The organism is Desulfotignum balticum DSM 7044 (assembly GCF_000421285.1).
Classification (GTDB): domain Bacteria; phylum Desulfobacterota; class Desulfobacteria; order Desulfobacterales; family Desulfobacteraceae; genus Desulfotignum; species Desulfotignum balticum.
The window spans coordinates 1-23,396 of record NZ_ATWO01000002.1 but is presented as its reverse complement, the minus strand read 5'-3'; the positions used below and the strand labels follow the sequence as shown (position 1 = coordinate 23,396).

19 protein-coding genes are annotated in these 23,396 nt (G+C 50.7%); 6 read left to right on the top strand and 13 right to left on the bottom strand.

Annotation, left to right across the window (positions count from 1 at the left end):
* Nucleotides 1–212: 212 nt before the first annotated feature.
* The 6 genes from K365_RS27000 to K365_RS0124075 form a co-directional block, all read right to left on the bottom strand.
* The gene (locus tag K365_RS27000) at nt 213–2,318 is read right to left on the bottom strand and encodes a hybrid sensor histidine kinase/response regulator (protein WP_024336680.1); all 2,106 of its coding nucleotides are present in this window, start codon (nt 2,316–2,318) and stop codon (nt 213–215) included.
* 25 nt (nt 2,319–2,343) lie between these two features.
* Nucleotides 2,344–3,417 (bottom strand): methyltransferase, encoded by a 1,074-nt coding sequence (locus K365_RS0124095; RefSeq protein WP_084490100.1) that lies wholly within the window; start codon nt 3,415–3,417, stop codon nt 2,344–2,346.
* Between the two features lie 114 nt (nt 3,418–3,531).
* Entirely contained in the window at nt 3,532–4,311 is a 780-nt protein-coding gene (locus tag K365_RS0124090) for an enoyl-CoA hydratase/isomerase family protein (RefSeq protein WP_024336678.1), read from the bottom strand.
* Between the two features lie 52 nt (nt 4,312–4,363).
* Nucleotides 4,364–4,972: a methionine biosynthesis protein MetW gene (gene metW, locus K365_RS0124085; protein WP_024336677.1), complete on the bottom strand. Its 609-nt coding sequence runs from the start codon at nt 4,970–4,972 to the stop codon at nt 4,364–4,366.
* On the bottom strand, nt 4,953–6,128 hold the full coding sequence (metX, locus tag K365_RS0124080; RefSeq protein ID WP_024336676.1) for a homoserine O-acetyltransferase MetX: 1,176 nt from the start codon (nt 6,126–6,128) through the stop codon (nt 4,953–4,955). Before metX ends, metW begins: the two co-directional genes overlap by 20 nt.
* 2 nt (nt 6,129–6,130) lie before the next feature.
* Nucleotides 6,131–7,378 (bottom strand): O-acetylhomoserine aminocarboxypropyltransferase/cysteine synthase family protein, encoded by a 1,248-nt coding sequence (locus K365_RS0124075; RefSeq protein ID WP_024336675.1) that lies wholly within the window; start codon nt 7,376–7,378, stop codon nt 6,131–6,133.
* A 139-nt stretch (nt 7,379–7,517) separates the two neighbouring features.
* Here K365_RS0124075 and K365_RS0124070 point away from each other — a divergent pair, with 139 nt between their 5' ends.
* Both K365_RS0124070 and K365_RS0124065 read left to right on the top strand, forming a co-directional pair.
* A complete protein-coding gene (locus K365_RS0124070) occupies nt 7,518–8,618 on the top strand; it encodes a lipid II:glycine glycyltransferase FemX (protein WP_024336674.1) in 1,101 nt (366 codons plus the stop codon).
* 107 nt (nt 8,619–8,725) lie between these two features.
* Nucleotides 8,726–9,448: an enoyl-CoA hydratase/isomerase family protein gene (locus K365_RS0124065; RefSeq protein WP_024336673.1), complete on the top strand. Its 723-nt coding sequence runs from the start codon at nt 8,726–8,728 to the stop codon at nt 9,446–9,448.
* 134 nt (nt 9,449–9,582) lie between these two features.
* Here K365_RS0124065 and K365_RS0124060 read toward each other — a convergent pair whose 3' ends face one another.
* The 3 genes from K365_RS0124060 to K365_RS0124050 all read right to left on the bottom strand — a co-directional run bounded on the left by K365_RS0124060 (nt 9,583) and on the right by K365_RS0124050 (nt 13,933).
* A complete protein-coding gene (locus K365_RS0124060; protein ID WP_024336672.1) occupies nt 9,583–11,229 on the bottom strand; it encodes a fatty acid--CoA ligase in 1,647 nt (548 codons plus the stop codon).
* Nucleotides 11,230–11,342: 113 nt separating this feature from the next.
* Entirely contained in the window at nt 11,343–12,014 is a 672-nt protein-coding gene (locus tag K365_RS0124055) for a response regulator transcription factor (RefSeq protein ID WP_024336671.1), read from the bottom strand.
* A 2-nt stretch (nt 12,015–12,016) separates the two neighbouring features.
* Nucleotides 12,017–13,933 carry a cache domain-containing protein gene (locus tag K365_RS0124050; RefSeq protein ID WP_024336670.1) on the bottom strand — a complete coding sequence of 639 codons (1,917 nt, stop codon included), beginning with the start codon at nt 13,931–13,933 and terminating at the stop codon, nt 12,017–12,019.
* A gap of 298 nt (nt 13,934–14,231) precedes the next feature.
* Between K365_RS0124050 and rlmN the strand changes: the two genes are divergently transcribed.
* Both rlmN and K365_RS28170 read left to right on the top strand, forming a co-directional pair.
* On the top strand, nt 14,232–15,254 hold the full coding sequence (rlmN, locus tag K365_RS0124045) for a dual-specificity RNA methyltransferase RlmN (protein WP_024336669.1): 1,023 nt from the start codon (nt 14,232–14,234) through the stop codon (nt 15,252–15,254).
* Nucleotides 15,255–15,266: 12 nt separating this feature from the next.
* Nucleotides 15,267–15,932: a hypothetical protein gene (locus K365_RS28170; RefSeq protein ID WP_024336668.1), complete on the top strand. Its 666-nt coding sequence runs from the start codon at nt 15,267–15,269 to the stop codon at nt 15,930–15,932.
* 145 nt (nt 15,933–16,077) lie between these two features.
* On the opposite strand, the gene K365_RS0124035 is transcribed toward K365_RS28170, so the two are convergent.
* Nucleotides 16,078–16,458 carry an ABC transporter substrate-binding protein gene (locus K365_RS0124035; protein ID WP_169432998.1) on the bottom strand — a complete coding sequence of 127 codons (381 nt, stop codon included), beginning with the start codon at nt 16,456–16,458 and terminating at the stop codon, nt 16,078–16,080.
* A gap of 445 nt (nt 16,459–16,903) precedes the next feature.
* On the opposite strand from K365_RS0124035, the gene K365_RS0124030 reads away from it, so the two are divergent.
* Nucleotides 16,904–17,329, top strand: a complete 426-nt coding sequence (locus tag K365_RS0124030; protein ID WP_024336666.1) for a very short patch repair endonuclease — start codon at nt 16,904–16,906, stop codon at nt 17,327–17,329.
* Nucleotides 17,322–18,563 carry a DNA cytosine methyltransferase gene (locus tag K365_RS0124025; RefSeq protein WP_029725773.1) on the top strand — a complete coding sequence of 414 codons (1,242 nt, stop codon included), beginning with the start codon at nt 17,322–17,324 and terminating at the stop codon, nt 18,561–18,563. Before K365_RS0124030 ends, K365_RS0124025 begins: the two co-directional genes overlap by 8 nt.
* Nucleotides 18,564–18,574: 11 nt before the next feature.
* On the opposite strand, the gene K365_RS0124020 is transcribed toward K365_RS0124025, so the two are convergent.
* From K365_RS0124020 to K365_RS0124005, 3 genes are all read right to left on the bottom strand, one after another.
* The gene (locus K365_RS0124020; protein ID WP_024336664.1) at nt 18,575–19,951 is read right to left on the bottom strand and encodes a hypothetical protein; all 1,377 of its coding nucleotides are present in this window, start codon (nt 19,949–19,951) and stop codon (nt 18,575–18,577) included.
* On the bottom strand, nt 19,948–22,485 hold the full coding sequence (locus K365_RS0124015) for an ATP-binding protein (protein ID WP_024336663.1): 2,538 nt from the start codon (nt 22,483–22,485) through the stop codon (nt 19,948–19,950). Before K365_RS0124015 ends, K365_RS0124020 begins: the two co-directional genes overlap by 4 nt.
* A 461-nt stretch (nt 22,486–22,946) precedes the next feature.
* Nucleotides 22,947–23,396: tyrosine-type recombinase/integrase (locus K365_RS0124005; RefSeq protein WP_024336662.1), on the bottom strand; the 450-nt coding region annotated here is incomplete at its 5' end.

The window sequence follows — 23,396 nt, the reverse complement described above, 5'->3', positions numbered from 1 at the left end:
GACCTCAGGACGGCCGGGTGCCGTCCTTGATTTCCCATTGAAGTGCCTGGAACCGGTCAAAATCATTTGCATTTACCACCGGCGGTTACCAAACCAGAGATCCTTGCCAGCCGTGCTTCTGCACCACCTTCGGGACGGAAAAATCTTTCAAAAAATCGCTGTCTACCCATTTGGTAAATTCTAACATTTTGGGTAAATGGCGAATGTGTCCTTTATTGACTGTCCAGGACCTGCTGCACTTTGGCGGCCAGTGCATGGAGTGTTACCGGTTTTTGAATAAAATGCATCCCCTTGTCCAGAATCCCCTGGCTGGCAATCACGTCAGCCGTGTAACCGGACATGAAAAGAAGTTTCATGTCCGTATAACGGGCAGAAAGCCGGTCTGCCAGCTCCCGTCCGTTCATCTCCGGCATGACCACATCGGTCAAAAGCAGACAAATCTTTCCTGCATGTTTTTCAGCCAGATGCAGGGCCTCGTCCGGATGGGACGCGCCCAGAACGGTGTAGTTAAGGCTTTCCAGCAACTGCGTCGCCAGCGTCAGAAGGGTGGGTTCATCCTCCACCAGCAATATGGTCTCGCCCCGGCCTGAGTCCGGTTTTTTCTCCTTGGGTTCTGTTCCCCCGTTGATACCGGTTTTGTCCCGGGGAAAATACATTTTCAAGGTCGTTCCCTGACCCGGCTCACTGTAGACATTTATAAAACCGTTATTCTGTTTTATGATGCCGTAAACCATGGCCAGTCCCAGTCCCGTCCCCTGGCCTATCTTTTTGGTGGTAAAAAAGGGTTCAAAAATAAGATCCAGGGTGTTTTGATCCATGCCGCAGCCGTTGTCACTGATTGCTGCCATGACATACTCCCCCGGAGTGAATCCTTTGTGCAACTCGCAATAGTCCGGATCAAACACCACATTTCTTGTTTCGATAAGGATCTCGCCGGTGCCCTCGATGGCATCCCGGGCATTGATACACAGGTTCATCAGGATCTGGTCCATCTGGGATGGATCGATGTAAATCTGCCACACCCCGGCTCCCGGGTGCCAGTAAAGGGTGAGATCTTCCCGCAGCAGTCGCCGAAGCATTTTGAGCATGCCCTCGATGGCTGTGTTCAAATCCAGTACCACGGGACAAATTGTCTGTTTGCGGGCAAAACCCAGCAATTTGCGGGTGATCTCCGTGGAGCGCTGGGCCGCTTTATCGATCTCCCGGAGAGGGGCATACAGCGGATCCGTGGCCCCGGCTTTATCCATGGCCAGTTGGGCATATCCGATGATAATACTGAGCATGTTGTTGTAGTCATGGGCCACACCGCCGGCCAGTCGGCCCACGGACTCCAGTTTCTGTGCCTGCTGGATCTGGGCCGTCAATTCCAGCTGTTCGGTGATGTCCCGTTTGACAGCCACATAATTGATGATTTGGTCGGCGGCGTCGAACACCGGGGAAATGGTTGCCTCCTCAGTATATCTTCTGCCGTCCTTGCGTTTGTTGACCATGCGGCCTTTCCAGGTTTGTCCACGAGTAATACGGTCCCACAGATCGCGGTAAAACGCCTCATCCTGGTCGCCGCTTTTGAAGATGCGCAAATTCTGCCCGAGGATTTCTTTCCGGGAATATCCGGTCACCGTTTCAAAGGCGGGGTTGGCATACTGGATCGTTCCGGCCGGATCCGTGATCACGATTACTTCTCCGGCCTGCTCTACGGCCATGGTCACCTTCAGGAGTTCGGCCTCCTTGTCCTGTCTGGCCTGGACTTCCACTTTCAGATCTTCCAGGATGCTGCGTGTTTTGCGGTAGTTCATGCGCAATTGTTTATTTGCCTGGTGCAGGGCCGCATATGTTTCTTTTTGCTTGGTGATGTCCTCGCCCAGGGACAGGATCATTCGGAATTCATCGTTTTCCGTGAGCACTGTGTTGTGCCACTTGATCAGCCGCAGTTCTCCGGATTTGGTGACAATCTCGCATTCAAACGGATGATCCATCTGCTGGTTGTCTAAAATTTCGTTCCAAACCCGATAGAGGGACCCTTGCTTTTCTTTGGGTATGAACGTAGATATCCATTCTTTACCGACAACCTCCTGGGTCCTATAACCGGTCAGTCGTTCCGCAAACCTGTTGAACACCACGATTTTTGAGTTTTCCAGCAACCCCAAGATGATGTTCGGGGCATTGTCGATGATCTTCTGGGACCATTCTTTCTCCTGCCGCAGGGTGTTTTCATGTAATATCCGATCCGTTTCCCTGGCCTGGGCTTCCAGTTCGCCGATGCGTTTGCGGAGCTGTTCAATCTCCGTCCGGAGTTCTGCCTCAGTAATGGGCTGCATGCGCTAGTTCCTGTCTGGTTTGAATTTACGGCTTTATTCCCTTGAGAATGCCGGACTGGGTGGGGCCGGAATAATCCAGACGCACGATATCCGTCAGGCCGGCGGCGATCATCATTTCCCGGATTTCCGATTCACTGTAGGATTGCCCGGAATCCGTACCCAGCAGCATGTTCAAAGAAAACAGGGCCGCAAATTCGGGGCGGTCCCGGGTGTCTGCCAGGATGAAGTCATGGATGAGCAGGTGTCCGCCGGGCACCAGTGTTTTGGCGGCATGGGCCACGATTTCGGCGGCCTTGTCCGGTCCTTCGCCGTGGAGCACATGGGACAGCCAGGCCGCATCAAACGCCTGTGCCAGGGGAACGTCTCCGGTGGTGTAATCACCCTCGGTAAACTGAATCCGGTCTGACAGGCCGAACTGCTGGATGGTTTTTTCGGCAAAGGGCCGGGTGGTGGCAAGATCGAATACCACCGCGATCAGATCGGGGTTGGACCGGCAGAAATGAATGGCATAGGTGCCCGGACCGCCCCCCATATCCAGCAGGCGGGAACACCCGGACAGATCCAAAGATTGAGCCACAACGGGTGCCGTGGCCATGGCATTGTTGAACATGCCCATTAAAAACGCCTCCCGCCATTGGTCCGAAGAAACGGATGACTGCTCCCGGATGGGGCCGCCCCGGGTGACAGCCTCGTCCATGCGGACCCAGGAGTCGGCCAGGTGGTGGTGGTGCTGGATCATGTACCCGATGTATTGATTAGAATCTTTTGACAGAAAATCAGCGGCTGCCTGGGTGTTGGCATAACCCGAAGACGTTTTGGTCAAAAGTGCCATGGCGGCCAGGGCATCCAGAAGCATGGTGGTGCCCCGGGCATCCCACCCTGTTTTCTGGGCTATTTCCGGGGCGGTCAGGGTATCTTTACCGATGAAAGTGAAGATATCCAGTTTCACGGCCGCGTGAAGGGTGCAGGTTTTCCAGTAATATCCGGACAACTCCAGCAGGGTGCCGGGATGCCAGCCTTTTGTATGTGTCGCTGAGGTGTCGCACCACGAAGAGCACGAAGGGCACGAAGATTTATTGAATGAATCGCTTGATCCCATTTTCAAGTTCCTTTCCTGTTTCACCATGGACTTCAAGAACAAATCCCATACTTCGTGTTCTTCGTGTCCTTCGTGGTTAAAAAAAATCAGCACCTCACCGATAGACCTGTCCGGTCATTTTTCCTGCCACTGGGGCGGCCGTTTTTCAAAAAATGCGCTCACCCCTTCCTTGGCATCATCTGTGGAGCACAGCCGGGCAAAGGCTTCGTTCATATAGGCGAACCGGGCTTCGTAATGCAGGTCTTCGGACCGGTAAAACGCAGTTTTGGCGATGCGCACCGCGATGGGACTCTTTTTTGCCAGCTCAGCGGCCCAGGCCAGGGCCTCATCCTCCAGGTCCTCTTTGGGAACCAGTTTGTTCACCAGGCCTAAAGACAGGGCTTCCGGGGCCTTGATCAGGTCGCCGTACAGCAGCAGCTCCAGGGCTTTTTTCCGGCCCACGCACCGGGACACCGGAATGATGGGCCCCACGCAGTTGAGGCCCACATTGATGGCGGTCAGCCCCATGCGCACGGTGTCCGCCGCCATGACCAGATCCGCTGCCGCGGCAAGGCCCATGCCGTTGGCCACGGCCACGCCGTGCACCTGGGCGATGACGGGTTTGTTGAGTTTTGAGATGGTCACCAGAGGCTGTTCCATGGTCTCGATCCATGCCTGGTATTCCAGAGGAGACTTGCCGGCCAGTTCCGTGACATCGATGCCGGCGCAGAACGCCTTGCCCGCTCCTTTTATCAGGATCACCCGGATTTTAGGATCTGCATCCAGATCCAGCAGTGCCCGGTTCAGCTCCCGGGCCATGCCCGTGCTGAAGGTGTTCATCTGCTCGGGCCGGTTCAACGTGATGGTTCCCACATGATCGGCCGGGGTGGTTACCAGAATGTCTTGAAATGCCATGGCGGTCTCCTTGTCAAAAGGTTATGATGATTTTCACGAATGTCGGGCACTGTCATTGATGCCCGATCAGAAAGATACCATAAGTGGCGGACAGATTGGGTAAAAATGTGACGATTTTTCCCTCCATCTGGTGATTTTTCGTGTTGATGGCCGCTTTTTTCAGAATCCGGAATCCGGCCTGACGGGTAAAATTTTCAAAATCCCTGAGGCTTAATACCCGGATATTGGGGGTGTCATACCACTCATAGGGCAGTTCTTTGGTGACCGGGGCGCACCCGGTGAACATCAGCTGGATCCGGGTTTTGTAATGCCCGAAATTGGGGAAACTCACCACGCATTGGTCCGCCACCCGGAGCATGGACTGAATCAGAAACACCGGGTCATACACCTGCTGCAATGTCTGGGAGCAGATGGCAAAATCAAAGGCCTGGTCCGGATAATCCATGATCTCTGTGTTGATATCCCCCTGGAGCACGGAAATGCCTTTTTCAATGCATTTGACCACTTTGGATTCCTTGATTTCAATGCCCCGTTCCTTGACCTGACGGTTCTGCCGGAGCCACAGCAGCAGATCCCCTTCGCCGCAGCCAAGCTCCAGGACCTTGGCTGCCGGGGCGATCCAGGAGGCGATGATCTGTAAATCATACCGGAGCGGATTCATGGGCCACACGGTTTAAAAATCCTTTCATGAGATGATCCAGTTTGTCATTGGGCAGTAGAAATGCATCATGGCCCCACTGGGCCTGGATTTCACAGAAGCTGACATCCAGGTTGTTTTTTTTCATGGCCTTAACCATTTCTCTGGATTGATAGGTGGGATACAGCCAGTCCGAGGTGTAGGACACCACCAGAAACCGGGCCCGGCATTTTGAAAACGCCTTGACCAGGGAGCCTTTGCCGTGTTCCCGGGCCAGGTCGAAATAATCCGCCGCCTTGGTGATATAGAGAAATGAGTTGGCATCAAACCGCTCGATGAATTTTCTGCCCTGGTACTGGAGATAGGATTCCACCTGGAACTCGGCCCCGAACTCGAAACTTAAGGCGCTTTTGTTCTGGAGCCTTCGTCCGAACTTCAGGCGCATGGATTCATCGGACAGATAAGTGATATGCCCGATCATCCGGGCGATGGCCAGCCCCATGCCGGGTTTGGCTTTGCCGTAATAATGGCCGCTGCACCAGTTGGGATCCGCCATGATGGACTGCCTGGCCACCTCGTTGAACGCAATGGCCAGAGCGGAATGCCGGCAGGTGGTGGCCAGGGCTACGGCAGAGGCCACATTGTCCGGATACCGCACACACCATTCGAGCACCTGCATGCCCCCGACCGATCCCCCCACCACGGCCAGCAGCTTTTGGATGCCCAGATGATCCATCAGCATTTTCTGGGCCCGGACCATATCCCCGATGGTGATCAAAGGAAAATCCGTGCCATAGGGGATCCCGGTTTTGGGGTTGACGGAGGCCGGTCCGGTGGATCCCATGCACGACCCCAGGATATTGGTGCAGATTACGAAATACCGGTCCGTGTCAATACCCTTGCCCGGCCCCACCATGATGTCCCACCACCCGGGTTTGGGGTCCTCCGGGGTGTAATACCCGGCCACATGGGAGTCCCCGGACAGGGCATGGAGGATCAGCACGGCATTGGAGCGGTCCTCATTCAGGATGCCGCAGGTTTCATAGGCCAGGGTGACCGGATGGATCTCAGCCCCGCTTTCCAGGAGGAACGGGTCCTCTTTGCCGGCAAAGGTGAAAAACTGTTTTTCCACCTGCCCCACCGTAGTGCCGTTGTGATCATGACCGATATATTCACTCATGGTTACACCGTTTCAAGGGCCGCCGCCAAGTCCCCGCAGATGTCATCGATGTGCTCGATGCCCACGGAAAACCGCAGCAGGCAGGGATCAGCCAGCCGGTCTTTCAATTCCCGGGGAAACGAGACATACTGGGACGAGTAAGGATGAATGATCAGGGTTTTGCAGTCGCCTAAATTGGCCAGGTTCAGGATCATGGACAGGTGGTCCACCAGCCGGAAACAGGCATCCTGATCTGCCAGGCCGAATGTCAGCATGGTGCCGAATCCTTTGTCGCCAAATTGCTTTTTGGCCATCTCATGGCAGGGATGATCGGGAAATCCCACAAAATTGACCCATGTCACTTTGGGGTGTTTTCTCAGAAATGTTGCCGCCTGAACGGTGTTTGTCATGTGCCGTTCCATGCGCACCCCCATGGTGGACAGACCCAGCACCGTCAGAAACGAGTGAAACGGGGCTGCGGTGGTGCCGAAATTGACATGGTGCTCCTTGAACAGGCGGTGGAGGAACGCCAGGTTGCCTTTCTGCGCTACAAAAGGGGCAAAATCGGCAAACCGGTCCGTGTGCCAGTCAAAGTTTCCGGCATCCACCACCACGCCCCCTAAGGCTGCGCCATGGCCTGAAAAATATTTGGTGGTGGAGTGCACCACAATGTCCGCCCCCAACTCAATGGGCCGGCACAGCCACGGGGAGGCCAGGGTGTTGTCCACCATCAGAGGAATTCCGTTTTCATGGGCCAGGTTTGCCACCTGTCTGAGGTCCGGGATTTCCATGCCCGGGTTGGTGATGGTTTCCATATAGATGAACCGGGTCTTGTCCGTGATCTGTGCAGCCATGTCCTCCAGGTTCAACGGATCGGCCAGGCGCACGGTGATGCCGTATTTTTTAAAGATATTGGTAAACAGGGCATAGGTGGACATGAACAAAGAAGACGATGCCACAAATTCATCGCCGGCCCGCAGAAGCGTCATGCAGGCGTTGCTGATGGCGGCCATGCCCGATGCCGTGACCACGGCGGCTTGTCCTGATTCCAGGGAGGCCAGTTTTTCCTCCAGAAACCGGTTGGTGGGGTTGGTCAGGCGCATGTAGATATGGTCGGACCGCTCTCCGGCAAAGGTCTGGCCCAGATCGGCGGCCGTGTCATGAAAATGGGCCGCTGTCTGGAAAATGGGCGGCAATGTGGCCCCTTCCCAGTCATGGTCTTTGATCCCTTCGTGAATGGCCCGGGTATCAAAATGAAGTGGTTGGTTCATGGTTTCCTCATCACAGATTGGTCATGGATTGAAAAAAATTAATATCACCTTGTGGTATTTAAATGTCAAGATTTAATTGTTACTCTCTGTGCCGCATAATCAAAGATGACATAAAAATGACATACAAAGGTGACCATGAATGCAGTTGTCCGTGACACCCAAAAAAGTGACCCATCTGTTGCCCACAGACATTATTTTTCAAACCGGATACTGGGCAGAAGTCAAAGCCCGGCTGGGATGGCAGCCGTGTGCCTATGATATCGAGGACCGGGAGTCCGGAAAAGATATGCTGGTGCTGTTCAAACCGTTGAAAGACGGGATGTATGCCGCATATATTCCCCAGGGACCTGAATTCGGGCCTTGCCGGGAAAACTATGGGCCGTATCTTGAATCGTTGTCGGAATCCATTGTGAATCAGATGAATTCAGATGTGGCGTTCATTCGATATGACCTGCCCTGGGAATCCCCATACACAGACATTTTGGATCAAAATCCGGCCCATGAGGTTCCCGAAGAAAGAATCCGGGAAATCCGCATGAATTTCGGAACCCGACACTGGAATTTCAGAAAAACGCCCGTGGATATGACGGTGGCGGATTCATACGTCATCGATATCCATGATACTGAAGACAGGATGCTGTCGTGTATGAAAAGCAAAACACGGTACAACATCAAACTGGCCGAAAGAAAAGGGGTGAGGGTGTATGCCGCTTCCACCAGAGCTTTGCCTGTTTTTCACCGGCTTCACCTGGAAACGGCCAAACGGAAAGGATTTCTGGTCAGGGAGTATCCCTATTTTGAAACCCTGTTTGCTTCACAAAAAGAAAACGTTGATCCCTGTGAGGTCAAGCTGATGCTGGCGGTTCACGGCAAAGATGTGCTGGCCGGGGCCATTGTCGCTGTCACGGAACAAACCGCATATTTTCTGTATGGGGCGTCCACCATGAAGAAACGGAATTTCATGGCCAGTTATGCCCTTCACTGGGAAACGATCCGGTACGCCAAATCCCTGAACTGCAAAACCTATGACATGGGGGCGGTCTCGCCGGCCTGTTTTCCGGATCATCCTTTTTTCGGGCTGTACCGGTTCAAAACCGGATTCGGGGGACGGGTCGTTCACCGGGCCGGTTCCTGGGATTACCCCATTGATCCGGACGCATATGCATCCTTTCGGAACTGGGAGGAGATCAACCGGGGCGGGTGCGGGAACGGACCGTTTTACAAGGGATCGCAAAACTGATTCATGAAAAGATCTTGATGTCAGGGCGTACACCATATAAATAGAATCATCGGCCTCATTTTGCGGGCCGGCAAATTAACCTTTAACCACACAAGGAGCAAGACGATATGCCGGTGGTGACATGGAAAAAAGACAACCGAACGGCGGTGTTGACAATGTGCAACGGCCCCAACCGGATGAACCGGATATTTTCTCAAGAATTGAACGCCTGTCTGGATCAGATCGAGGAGGATGCCGATGTCCGGGCCGTGGTCCTGACATCGACGGATGAAAAAAATTTTTCCCAGGGCATCGATGTGGAATGGATCGGCAAAAAGATCCAGGACAAAGACCATGACACGGTCAAAGCGTTCATGTATGACATGAACCGGATCTTCAAGCGCCTGCTGCTGTTTCCCGTGCCCGTGATCGCGGCCATCAACGGCCATGCATTCGGCAATGGTGCCATTGTTTCCTGTGCCTGTGATTTCAGGTTCATGAAAAAGGACAGAGGATTTTTCTGTTTTCCCGAAGTGGATGTGGGAATTCCGTTTCTGCCCGGCATGATTGCGTTTGTGCGCAAGGCCGTGCCGGAACCGCTGTTCAACCGGATGCTTCTGTCGGGTCAGCGCATGACGGCCCAGGAACTTGAAGCAAATGGTGTGATCGTCAAGGCCTGCGACGACCAGGATCACCTCATGACCGAGGCCCTGGCCTTTGCCGCAGCGTTTGACAAAAAACGGGGTATTTTCAGGGAATTGAAACAGCGCATGCACAAAGACCTGATTCAGGTCCTGGATGATGAAGACCCGGTGTATATCGAGCCCATCAACCTGTTTGTGGCGGATTGATCCAGGGATTGAAACGGGCGGTTGAACCCGGCAGCTGAACCGGACAATAACGCCGGACAGGGGATTTTCAGTTGCGGCCGAAAGTCTTTGGCCGCAACTGAAAATCATCGGGATCACGCGTCAGACTGCCGGGATCATTGGTACTGGGACCGGATATCTTTTTTGCTGATTTTTCCCACGGAGGTCTTGGGGATGTCCGCATCCAGAATGATCCGGGTCGGAACCCCGTACTTGGGGATCTGCCCTTTTTCCACAAACCCCATGCAGTGGTCCTGGATATCTTTTTCACTGACTTTGCCACGGAACGCGTCCTTGATCACCACCATGGCAAGCGGCCGTTCCCCCCATTTGTCATCGGCAACCCCCACCACGGCCACTTCACTGACCGCGTCATGCCGGCTGATGATATCTTCCAGTTCCAGGGAGGAGATCCATTCCCCGCCGGTTTTGATCACATCCTTGAGCCGGTCTGTGATTCTAAGATACCCTTGGGCATCGATGACACCAATGTCGCCTGTGTGAAGCCAGCCATCCGCCCACAGTTCTTCGCTTTTTTCTTCGGATTTGATGTATCCCTGGGTCAGCCAGGGCGCCCTGACCACCACCTCGCCCGCGGTTTTGCCGTCATGGGGCAGTGCATTGCCCTTCATGTCCACGATTTTCATCTGGACATGGGGAATCGGCAGGCCCGTCATGCACCGGATGGCCACCTGTTCATCCTGATCCGTTTCCATGAGATGGGGCTTGATCATGGCCAGGCTCAGCACGGGACAGGTTTCGGACATGCCGTACCCCGTATACAGGTTGATACCGTGTTTCAACGCCTGGGCGCACAATCCCCTGGACAGGGCTGATCCGCCGATGATCACCTTCCACCCTGTCAGATCCACCTGGTTGATGGCAGGGCTTGTGACCAGCATGTTCATGATGGTGGGCACGCAGTGGGAATAGGTGACGTTTTCCGTGAGAATCAGCTTGAGCAGCATTTCCGGTTCATACCGGCCGGGATACACCTGTTTGGCCCCTAACAGCGTCATCAGATACGGCATGCCCCAGGCATGGACATGGAACATGGGGGTCATGGGCATGTACACGTCGTTGGAGGTGATGTTGGCCTGGTGGGCATAGCCGCACAGCACGGACAGGGTGGCATAGGTGTGCAGCAAGATCTGGCGGTGGCTGAAAAATACCCCCTTGGGCAACCCGGTGGTGCCGGTGGTGTAAAACGTGGTGGCCATGGTGTTTTCATCAAACTCGGCAAATTCATAGGCAGGGGCCGTGTCTGCCATAAGGGCTTCGTATTCTCCGGCAAAGTCAAGATCCGATTCCGGGATTTCTCCGGTATCGGACAGCACCACCACTTTTTTGACAGTGTCGAACCGGTCTTTCACGGATGCCAGAAGCGGCACAAATTCCGTGTTCACCAGGATCACGTCATCTTCGGCATGGTTGATGGTGTAAATCAGCTGTTCCGGGGTCAGCCGGATGTTGATGGTGTGCAGTACGGCCCCCATCATGGGCACGGCAAAAAAACATTCCAGGTACCGGTGGGAATCCCAGTCCATGACGGCCACGGTGTCTCCGGGGCGAACGCCTGAGTTTTCCAGCATGGCAGCCAGCTGTTTGACCCGCCGGCTGAAGGTTTTATAGGTATACCGGTGCTGGTCCCGGTAAACGATCTCCTGGTCCGGGGAATAGATCAACGGCGTGTCCAGCAGGTTCTTGATAAGCAATGGATAGGCATGGGCACTGGGTGTGGGAGTGATCAGTCTGGTTTTCATGAAGCCTCCTTGGTATGTGATGTTTTAATGAACAAACCGATGGATTGTATTCATAGACCGGTTTTCAAGGAAATAAAATAGGGGGGATACCCAAAAGGGTGTAGGGGAAATGCCTACAGGCGGTCAAAAGGGTCCATGTGCCCGGTTTCCACCCAGATCACGGCATGCCGGAGCAGCTCCCGGGCGGTTTTCAGATTCAGTTTTTCCTTGATGCGTTCCTGGTAGGTGCCCACGGTTTTGATGCTGAGGTTCAGCTGCACGGCGATCTGCTTGGAGGAAAGTCCTAGGCCGATAAGCCTGAAGATCTGAAGTTCCCTGTCTGAAATCCGTTTCAAAGGGGATTCATGGGCCGTGGCCGGCTGGTTCTGGTAGATGGTCAAAAGATGATTCATGATTTTCCGGCTGACGTGAATGTGTCCGGCCATGATGTTGCGGATGGCTTCCACCACGGATTCCGAAGCTTCCTGTTTCATGATGTACCCTTTGGCACCGGCCTGAAGGCAGCGTTCCGCATGCAGGGATTCATCGTGCATGGACAGGACCAGGGCGGCACAGGATGGAAATCGGTCATGGATCTCTTTGATCAGATCCACGCCCGTGCTGTTCTTTAAAGACAGATCCACGATGACCAGATCCGGCTTCAGGGACTGGATCTGGTCGATGGCGGTGTCCACATCTTCGGCTTCACCGCAGACCTGCATATCCGGCTCATGATCGATCATGTCCTTGATCCCCATCCGGAAAATGGGGTGATCTTCAACAATGAGAATGGCAATTTTTTTCATGGTCAGGCGTTCCTGTCAAAAGGATGTCGGGCAATCTTCAGGGTCACCCGGGTACCGCCGGGTGACATGGGTTCAAAGGCCAGGGTGGCACGGATGCGGGCAGCCCGCCAGGTCATGATCCGGATCCCCATACCCCGGGTTTTGGTTGAAAAATCAAATCCGTTGCCGTTGTCAAAGATTTCCATGCGGATGTTTTCTGAATCACGGGTCAGAACCATGTCGATCCGGGTGGCCTGGGCATGTTTGGCTGCATTGTGCACGGCTTCGTGAACAATGTAATAGGCATGAGTGGCTTCGGTATCATCGGTAAAAGGGGGTTGATCCAGTTGCCAGTCCAGGAAGCAGGCAATGGAAAACACCTCCCGGACATAGTCGGCAAGGGATGCCAGAGACACATCAAATCCCCGGTCCGCCAGGTTGACCGGCTCAAGGCCCCGGGACAGGGTCCGGGTTTTGTGAATAGCATCCTGAACAACGGCTCTGATTTTTTTTGTCCGCCCGATTTCCCCGGCCAGAGTATTTCGGGCCGGGGCGTTGTCAAGATGCTGATGCAGCATCTTGACCATGACCTCGATACCAATGAGCTGGGGGCACAAATCATCATGCAGGGATATGGCAATGTTCTGACGTTCCCGGAGACCGATTTTTAAAATTTCCTGTTCCAGGCGCCGGGCGTCTGTTATATCTTCCATGGCTGCCAGAAGACAGGCTTCTCCCCAGACCATCACCCGCTCGGCGGAAATGATCCCCTGGCGGCGTTCTTTGGCACGGTTCCAAAAAACGATCTCTTTGTTTTTCACAGGCCGGCGCTCCCTGATTTCCGTGAACAGCCACCGCCCTTCCTGACGGGGGGTGAAAAAATCAAGGGTGAGAATTTCTCTGCCCAGAAGATCCATCAAATTGTAGCCCGTGATGTTCAGGAAACTGTCATTGGCGTTGATGATCCGGCTGTCGGACAGCACGGCAATGAACATGCCGGCCGGGTTGCTTCGAAACGCTTTGGAAAACATTTCGTCGGACAGGCGCAGGGCCTGCTCGTTTTTTTTCCGCATACGGATTTCCGACTCCAGCTTCCGGCGGGATACATCCAGCTTGTCCATGAACCGGTTGAAATATCCGGCCAGCTGCCCGATTTCATCCGTGGTGGTCACGGGCATTCGCACGGAAAAATCACCGGCCGCGCCCTGGTCAAACCGTTTCATCAACGACTGCAAAGGCGTGATCACCGACCGGTTCACCCACAGGTAAGATCCTGTTATCAAAAGAAAAATAAGGGCCACAATTCCCATGACAATGGATGAGACCGTGTTCAAAGGGGCATAGATCTCGTCCAGGTAGCTGGCCGATGCCACAATCCAGTCATATTCCGGGATATAGTTGAAGATCACCAGTTTTTCCCGGGCCTCGGCTTCGCCGGGATTTTTCCAGGAATATACAGCCTTTCCGCTCTTTTTTTCACACAGGTCCCGGACAAACGACCGGTCCATGAAGCGCTTGCCGGTCACCCCGGGATTGGGGTGTTCTGCTGCAATGCCTTGGGTGTTGGCACAGAAAATATAGCCGGTCCTGCCGATGGTCTGGCTGAACAGGATTTTCCGGCACAGATCTTTGGCCTCATGTTCCGTGATTTTTCCCTGTTCAAACTCCTGATACACTGCCTGGATGATTTCCAGGTTTTTTTCCGCCACGGCCCGCAAATGATTTTTGATGGAGGTGGCAGCCGCCGTGCGTACCATATGGCGGATCCCGGCCGTGGCATTGGTGAGTTCGCTTTCAATATGGGTTTCAATGGTGGTCTGGACCCGTGAGAGGATGAAGCCGCCGCCCGCCAGCACGGCCAGAACGATCACCAAAGTGTGGCCTCCCAGCAGCTTGGTCCGGATGTTGAGATTTTTTGACCATTGGAAAATTGATTTCATATCTGCTGTAATACGACAGTGTCCGGCCGGGGTCAACCGGTTTTCCAGGGAAGGTCTGTGCGCCAGAAAAGTGACGTGTTCGGCAGAGTGCCGTCCCCGGAGGGGTGGCTCACTGCCGGCCTGGAATCCACGGAGTGGCTCCGACAGTCCGTCAGCAAGCCACCCCTCCGGGGACTCCGCTGTGCAGAATACCCGGGATCCGGATGAAACATGTTCAGGTTGACAGGCGGTGTCCGCTGGGATAGATTTCCCAAAACCCAAAACCCAAAACCCAAAACCCAAAAAATATGCATTTTTGATGAATATACTGGCATTGACCCTGAATCAGCTGGTCCGCATCTTTGAAACCGATTATGGCAAAGGCCGGTTTCATGCCCGGGCCCTGTACAGAGAAATATTTAAACACGGCAACACTGTGCCGTTCAAGGCGCCGGAGTTTGCCGCATCGGGTGCCCTGGCCCGATCCCTTGAACAGGCCCTGGTGCTGGCTCCGGGAAAAGTGGTGGATATCTTTGAAGAAGGGGATCTGACCAAATTTATCACCCGGCTGTCCGACGGTCTGGAGATCGAATCGGTCATCGTTCCCATGAACCGGTACAACACCCTGTGTGTGTCTACCCAGGTGGGATGCCGCATGGGATGCACCTTCTGTGAAACCGGGCGCATGGGCCTGAAACGGCACCTGGATGTGCACGAAATCACGGGCCAGCTTTACAATGCCCGGCACACACTGAAAAAACCGGTGAAAAATATGGTGTTTATGGGCATGGGAGAACCGCTGGACAATTTTAAATTCGTCATGGCCGCCGTTCAGATCATGAATGAACAGCAGGGGTTTGACATCGCGTTGCGGCACATGACCCTTTCCACGGCCGGCCTGGTGCCGGGCATTGAAAAACTGGCCAAACAGAACCTGCCGGGCATCCGCCTGGCTGTTTCCATCAATGCCCCGGACAACGAGACAAGATCCCGGCTGATGCCGGTGAACCGGGCCTGGCCCCTGGAAACCCTCAAAACCGCTCTGTCACGGTTTCCCCTGCCCCATAAAGGCACATTTTTGTTTGAATACATTCTCATCAAAGGGGTGAATGACTCCCCGGCTCACGCGGAACAGCTCGCGGCATTCATCCATCCTCTCCCGGTCCGTCTCAACCTGATCCCCTGCAATCCTGTGCCGGGATTGGGATTTGAAAGTCCTTCCGATGAACAGATGAACCAATTTTCCCAGCACCTGGTGAAACAGGGCATATTTGTGATCCGCCGCTGGAGCAAGGGCAGGTCCGTGTCTGCCGGATGCGGCCAGCTGGGTCGTTCCTGCTAATAGACCGCTGTTATGGCATTGTGGCGCAAAAACATCGTCTTCCGGTTGAGCCAAATTACAACCGGGAATGGCATCTCTGGCATTCACACAGAGATTGGCAAGGATCTGGTCGATCTGGGATGGATCCATTTTCACGGGCCACAGATGGGCAGCCGGCTGCCAGACCAGGTCAATATCTTCCCCGATGAGCCGGCGCAGCATGTTCAGCATGCTTTCTACTGTATCGTTCAAATCCAGCAGTCTTGGCGCGATGACCTGTTTTCTGGCAAAAGCCAGCAGCTGCTTGGTGATATCCGCCGAACGCGTTGCTGCGGTTTGAATTTCTTTCAGGTCGGAAAGCAGATCGTTATTTCCATCCATCTTCAACAGTGCCAGTTCAGTATGCCCCAGAATCACCTCCAGCATGTTGTTGAAATCATGGGCCACACCAGCGGCATTGCCCCTGAGCAACCTGCCGTTTTTGTCGGTAAACCACAATCCAATTGGCAGCACGTCAAATATTTTATTCAACGTCAATTCGCGCCTGATAATCTCTTCTTCAGCCTGTTTGCGCTCATGAATCTCCCATCTCAGCTTTCTGTTGAAAACAAACAGAAACCCTGTGCCGATGGCCAGCAGCACAATGACAAATATGGCGGCAAAGAAAGTCCGGTTCAGCCAGGGAAAGTGATTTTGTGATCCAGGATCATATAAAAAACCTTCCAGGGAAACGTCGGCATCCAAAATTCCCAGTTTCTGATAAACCCCTGCGATATGCCGCCATCTGCCTGGATTCATATGCCCGATTTGCACCAGCTCGGGACGTATCATCTTTCGTATGGCTTCAGCCTCGTAAGACAAATGGTCTGTCTGTTTTTTCACGCCATATGCTTCGATAAGCAGGTCGATTATTTCCTGGGTATGGGTCATGGCATATTCCCACCCAAGCAGCGAGGCATCTAAAAACGCATGCAACCCCGTATTGAGCCCGGCCGCTGAGAACTTCCTCCCGTGCAAATTTTCCGTTTCCACCCTCGACAATGGTTACGTCTAAGCCTGCCTGCCTGTAATAGCCCTTGTGCAGGGCGGCATAATATCCGGCAAACTGGAACTGGTGTTTCCAGGCAAGCTGCAGGACGATTTTTTCTGAAGCATCAGAGGTTCCGACTTCAATAAAGACAATCGCAAATAATAAAAGGATTGCCGCCGGAATTCGGGTGATCAAAATTTTATATCTTGATGGATGAACTGATAGCACATGTTTTTCCCCTGCCTCATTGTTGCCGACTGTCTTTATCTGTTTGAAAAAATGACCTTATCAGGTTTTGAATTCTAATGGTATCCCAAAATAAATGACCCTGGAAATTGTTATCCATGGGATAATTATCATTTAAGTGCGATATTTAATTTTATAGGGTGTAGACCATCCAAAACACAGATTAATGCCAAAAGAAGTCAACACCTTTGAGGGATGGGTTTTGACATTAGATAATAGACAAATTACACACTACAGCAACGAGTTATGCAATAAAACCCATGCTTGATCTTTTTTGCAAAGTCATCCCTGACAGGGATTATATTTTAAGGACTCTGATAATTTTTATACTTTACTTGACAAAAAAGGATTTTCTATCCTAATACCTTAAAAACTAATACGGTTGTTCATGGACATGACAGACGTTCATTCAAAAAAAATACGCAGTTACAATATGAGCCGGATCAGATCCGAAGACACTAAACCTGAAATGATTGTCAGGCGATTTCTTTTTTCAAAGGGTTTCAGGTATCGACTTCATGACAAAAAACTTCCAGGAAAACCCGACCTTGTTTTCCCGAAATTCAGAAAAGTGATTTTTGTCCATGGCTGCTACTGGCACGGACATGAAAACTGCCGTTACTACAGTCCGCCGAAGACGAATACCGAATGGTGGACTGATAAAATCGGGGAGAATAAGAAACGCGACGAAAGAAATATTGGAATACTGAAAAAAATGGGCTGGACCCCGATTATTATCTGGGAATGTCAGCTCAAACCTGATAAAAAAAATGAAACTCTGAAATCTATAGCTGAAAGTTTAATAAAAAACGGTGAATGAGCTGAATTACATTGATGTCTTTGCAGGGTCAGGCGGTTTCTCTGAAGGCTTTCTACGTCATGGTTTTAACCCCGTTGCCCATATCGAAATCAACAAAGCGGCCTGTTTTACTCTCAGAACCCGCGCTGCTTATCATTATCTTAGTGCAGCACAACAGATTGAAATCTACAGAGATTACCTCAAGGGAAAGATAAACCGAAAGGAACTGTATTCATATATCCCAGAGAAAATTTTCGACAGCGTCATCAATGCGGAAATTGGGAAAGACAATGATCGGATTTTTGAATCAATTGACAGGCTGGCGGAAGGCCGGAAGATTGATCTGATAATCGGCGGCCCTCCCTGTCAGGCATATTCCAAAGTCGGAAGGGCGCCGCTTAAGCATAAGAAAGATGACCCGCGTACAAAGCTTTATATCCAGTACGGAAGATTCCTGAAAAAATATCAGCCGGACATTTTTGTATTTGAAAATGTTCCGGGGCTCCTTTCCGTTGCCGGAGGAACTTATTTCAAAAACCTCAAAATGTATTTCAGAAGGCTTGGTTACTGTCTTGAAGCAGGTATCCATAATGCATTTGACTACAGTGTCATTCAGAGAAGGGTACGGGTCATCATAGTGGGGTGGAAGAAGTCCATTGATTTCAACTATCCCGATTTCCCTGTGTCAGAGAAAAAATTCTGCCGGGATGATATATTTTCTGACCTCCCCCCTGTCGGGATTAATGAAAAAAGACGGTTTATTAAATATTATAACGGCTCAAACGAGTACTTGCGCCGGTATGGTATCCGGGACGATTCCGGTTTTGTCACCCAGCATATTACCAGATCGCATAATCAGAGGGATCTGGTAATATATAGATTCGCAATAGAGCAGTTTGAGCAAGGAATCCTGATCCGGAATGACGGAATCCCTGATGAAATGCGCACCCAGAAAAACGTAACTGATTTTCTGGACAGATTCAAAGTTGTCGGACCCGAACCTCATACAATGATTGCACATATCGCAAAAGACGGCCATCATTACATCCATCCGGATATCAGACAGTTACGTTCGATTTCTGTGCGTGAAGCTGCCAGGATACAGTCTTTTCCGGACAATTACTTTTTTGAGGGTGTTCTCGAGGGGGAGTTCTTGGGGCCGGCCTTCCAACAGATCGGCAATGCTGTGCCACCTCTGATGGCAGAAAAAATCGCCAATAAAATCAAAAAAATGCTTTGTCTGAAGACTCCCTGATCAGTTCCTTATTACATGGAGAAATAACCGGGTCTCGTTGTATGACTTGCAAACCTGGCTATTATATCGGTCAGTAGTCCGTTTCTGACTCTGAGAATCCTTGTTGTGAACTCTTCCGAAAGAAGTTCATTGTTGGATGGTAAGGATACTGAAAATTTAAAATCAATAAACAGATAGTACTCTTTACCATCATCAAAAAGTATACTTTTTGCCTCGTAAATTGCGTCATGTCTGAATTTTCTGTTAGGCCAGATGAAATATTCGCTTTTATCAGAAGGAACCATGGCACAAAGAACAAATCTTTTGAGAGGAACCTTTCCGTTCATAAAATCGCAGGCAGCGGTGCATTCCAGAAGACCGGGTTTTACAGAGTCCCTCACAGCCTTTTCATTGTCAATGGCAGAAGGGTTTATGAATTCCTCCAGAATGCCTTTTCTATCAAGTCCGAAATATTTTTTCCAAAAAGCTCTTTTGCGGATAGCCTGCTCATTGAACTGGTACCATACACCCCGCATATCAAGGGAGTGATTATTCAGGTCAACTATACATTTTGAATTCAGAGCAGCAGGAGAGACGGTTTTGGGCAGTCCCCTTTTCCATCCCCCTTGAATACTCTCTTTCCATAAATCCAAATATTTCCGGTTGATCGGTATGCCATCTATGTGGTCCAAAAGAAGCGGTGACAGGCCTTTAGTTATAGCCCTGCCCGGATTATCCTGAGTATTTTTTTGTCCGAATGCGCCTTTCCCCAAAGCTCTGAGTATATCGATAAGGTCCTTCTGATCGAGGCAGGTGCCTTTTGTTTGCGGTTTTTTAATCAGACCGGTGATTGTCTGAAGGGTTTTTGCACAAGCCTTTTCAATTTCATATTCCCACGCGAGCAATGAAAGAAATAGTTTATTCTTGTGAAGAAGTGTTGAGATTGCTTTTAACAGCTCCGCGGAGGGCGTTTGTTTATCTATAAAAAGGGCTTTCTCAATAACAAAATATTCTATCGGTAAAGGGGTTTTTCTTTGTTCGGCATATTTCGCAATATGGGAGATTACCGGCTCAACTTCTTTCGGATGCTGTGTCCAGAACACAATGATGAAAGGACCAGACGGTGACAGCTTCACCAGGATTTCTTCTAATAAAGAGGCCACCTGGCTTGTGCTACTCAAATTTTCTATCTCTCCCAGGTTCAGATCGAGAAACAATATGCGTGCTCTGCCGGGTTCAAAAATTTCTGGGGGGCTTATTCCATCTGCTATGCTATATATCAAAGGAAGCGCAGGTAGCCCCACTTTTAACAGAGCCTTGATAATAAGTTCAAGATGCTCTTTTTTATTATCCACGGCAATTATCTTGGGGCACGGCAGAAAAGATATTTCTTCCTGTTTATCCATCATTTAACCCTCCTGAATCTCATTACCACTGCTGCGCCATCAAGCCCGGTATCAATGTCTAAGTCGTCTATATCCGGAGGGATCAGTAGTTCTCCTCCGTTTGAATCCATTGCAGTTCTGGCAAAATATAGGCCAAGGCCCATGCCTCCCGGTCGTGTACTCGCATAGGGACTCATCGCCTGTTCCGGTGTAATTGAAAAACCGGGTCCGTTATCAAGAATAGCCAGACACGGTCCTTCTGCCGCCCAGTCATGCAGGGTACGAATCTGGATGGCCCGTTTGAATTTTTTACCTTCAGCCTCAGCTCTCTTCCTGACCCAGTAAATAGCGTTATCTATCATGTTCATCACCACCTGAAGGTAAAAATTAAATGCCCCAGATATATTGAAGTCTTTTTCTTCGCCATTAAGGAGCGGGCAACTGAAAATAATCTTATGGGCACTGAAGCGCCCCTGATTAAGCTGGACAGCACGTTCCACAAGTTTGCTCACAGGTATGGTTTTTTTTGAGGCACTTTTAAGGAGGGTTCCGAAACCGTCCAGTATTGTAATCAGGTTTTCTGCCCTGCTGTTCAGTTCGCTTATTTCCTCTCCTTTTCTGAGACCTTTTGCAAGGGCTCTTACCTCCCTTTCAACTTCATGGAATACGATGGCGAGATTCAGGCCTGCCCCGGACGATGCGACAACATCCCTCAGGGTCTCATATTCTTTTTTGATTTTCTCTACAGGTTTAATAATTTTTTGATGAAGATCCTTATTTGCCGAGGCAATATCAAGGATTTCCTGGATATTTTTCTGGAACCGTACAGGTGCATCCTCTTTAATGGGATCTCCCTTCAGGATACGATCCATCTCTTCCCTGTCAGGCCGCCTTATAAGATTCAGATGTGCGACGATACTCTGTATCATTCCCCTGAATCTTTTATAGGTTGTGTTTTCATCGAATCCTTCACGGTTGGTCTTTTCCTTCAAATCCTGACTGCTGTCCAGTGAAAGGTGAAGTGCCCCGATAAATGAGTTGGTTGCCAGTGTTTTTCCCGGATCATTTACTCTTTTTATGTTTAAGTCCAGCCAATCATCGCCGGGTTCTCCGTAATTGAAGACTCTTATACCGTCACGGTACACCCTCATCCCACCCTGATTTTTCAGAATACCTTTAATTTGCCCGGATCCGCCTAAATGTTTAAGAAAATTAGGTCTGAGATCGTAAACATAAAAACGGCCGGCAACTTTACCGATTCCTTTGAGATCTTCTGAATTATAAAAAAGCCGGCCCCTTGGAGGGCGGCCCGGAATAAGGGTCTCATCTTCATCACTACTGGCTTTTATTTCAAGGCGTTCGGGGTAGTCTTTTCCACCGGATTTCAATTCGCGTGGATTCAGTCCCCTAAAAACAGGTGGCGGATTAAAGCTGAAATGCCAGTGGAAACTACCGTCATCTTCAAGAGTGAAAAGAAATTTCCAAATTGCCCGTTCAATAACCTGATCAATATCAGGAAGATTCGTTAGTTCGCTTCCATGGCCCGGTACTTCAAGGGCTGGTCTGAATTCCCCTGTTTTGTCAAAAGGGCTTGAAAGGCTATCTATCAATCTTTTTAGTTTTCTCAGTTCTCCTCTAGTCCATTCGGAATCCGGCCTTAGTTTTGTGATTCTGATTTTGGTTCCATGGTCATGTTTCCCAGGAAAAACGGTTGGCGGTGATACCGGCTGTACCCGTATCCTTACGTCTTCTACTGAACTTGTTTGATCTTTGCTGTTTCCGGAAAGCAGGGTTTCCAGGTCCATTATCAGCTTGTATTCCGTTCCGCCTGATTTCCTGGTTATCATTTCAAGTCTGTTCCCGATTTTGAATGCCGCAAGTCTTCCTACCCCTTTTTCTCCCAGGGGCATTCTGTTGAATTTCGGGGTCCGGAACATTTTATCGGTTCTTTTGGACGGGCCGCCGATATTCAGCCATCCGTCCCGGATCTGCTCAAGAGACATACCGCATCCGTTATCGGTTATGTTAACTGATGCGTTCTCATCGTCTATATCAAGTCGTACGGTTACTGATTCCGCATCGGCGTCGTAGGCATTTTTGACAAGTTCAAAAATGGCCAGGCGCTCACTGCCGATTAGTTCATCACCCAGCAACCTGAGGATATGAAGGTTTGCTTTGAGAGGTTCCAGTTCCCCATGACCTGATTTGATTTTTTGTCTGATCTTGTCCGCTGCGGATCTCAGGGCTTTGGGTTTCCCTGCGAATTTGTCCCAGACTTTCTGATCGGTACTGCCTCCTCTGATCAGACCTTTTTTACCGGCAGCCTTTGCATCCGGATCAATTGCCCGGAAATTGCTTAGTTTAAATATTACCGCTGCCCTGCTCCGGCCGGGGTGGCCTTCGGATTTATCATCGAGGGCACTGAGTTCGGACAGCTCCGCTGCCAGGGAAATGATCAGAGGATGCCTGACATCCGGGATTATTCCTTCAAGCCTGGAATAAAGTTCAAGCGTCAGGATGAGTTCTTCTTTTGACCATGGCGGGTTCCGTTGTATCATGATCTCCTCAAATATTTTTAGATCATCTGGGTTTCAGTAATCGATTAATGATCTGTTTTGGTATCAGAACCTTTGTATGCTGTCATCAACTAAAGAAACCCCCTTGTGAATATGCTAATTTTAGATATGTATTTGATAAATACAAAACAGTGTGAGATGTTGAATTCTGTTAACCACTTAAAATCCACCTACCAAACGTACGATGCAAAAATTCACTCAACAATATATTTCATAATCTCCCCTGGAAGTCCAGATTATAAACCTCAACCATCTTGCAATTATGTTGCGAGTTGCCCCTGAGCTTTGATAACCGGGCGTTTTCCAATATTGGGCATGCAAATAAATATCCCCATTAAATACAACAAGTTGTCAAGGATACTACAACTTTGTAAAAAAATATGCAACATAACAATTGACTCCTGCCCCTACTTCAGGGTGCCTTCGACCACCCTTGAGTATTCTCAAAGGCTGTCCAGCCATTCAAGGACATTTTGTTTGTTTTCCCATTGGATCAGTTCATCTATTTTGGGATCGGATTTAAGTTGCTGCCGTGTGAAGTGGATAAAATCTTCCTGTATTTGTCTCTTCTGATTCAGGTCCAGTTGCAGATAGACCATTGTAGATTGAACATTGGCATGTCCCAGACGATTTTTGATTTCAGACAGGGGTTTGCCTTCCGATACCATCCGGACGGCGCATGAGTGCCGGAAGCTATGAACAGGATGCATGAGAGACAGCCGTTTGGAAGGTAAAGCCTGTTCAAGGCACCGCTTGCAGATGCGGTTGATACCATGGCGTGTCAGTGCAGATCCTCTTTGGTTGATGAACAAACTCTTTTTAAAAACAGGCGAGGGACGGCTGCGGTATTCTGCAATGTACTGATGAACGAGTTCGGTCGTTTTCGGAAGCAG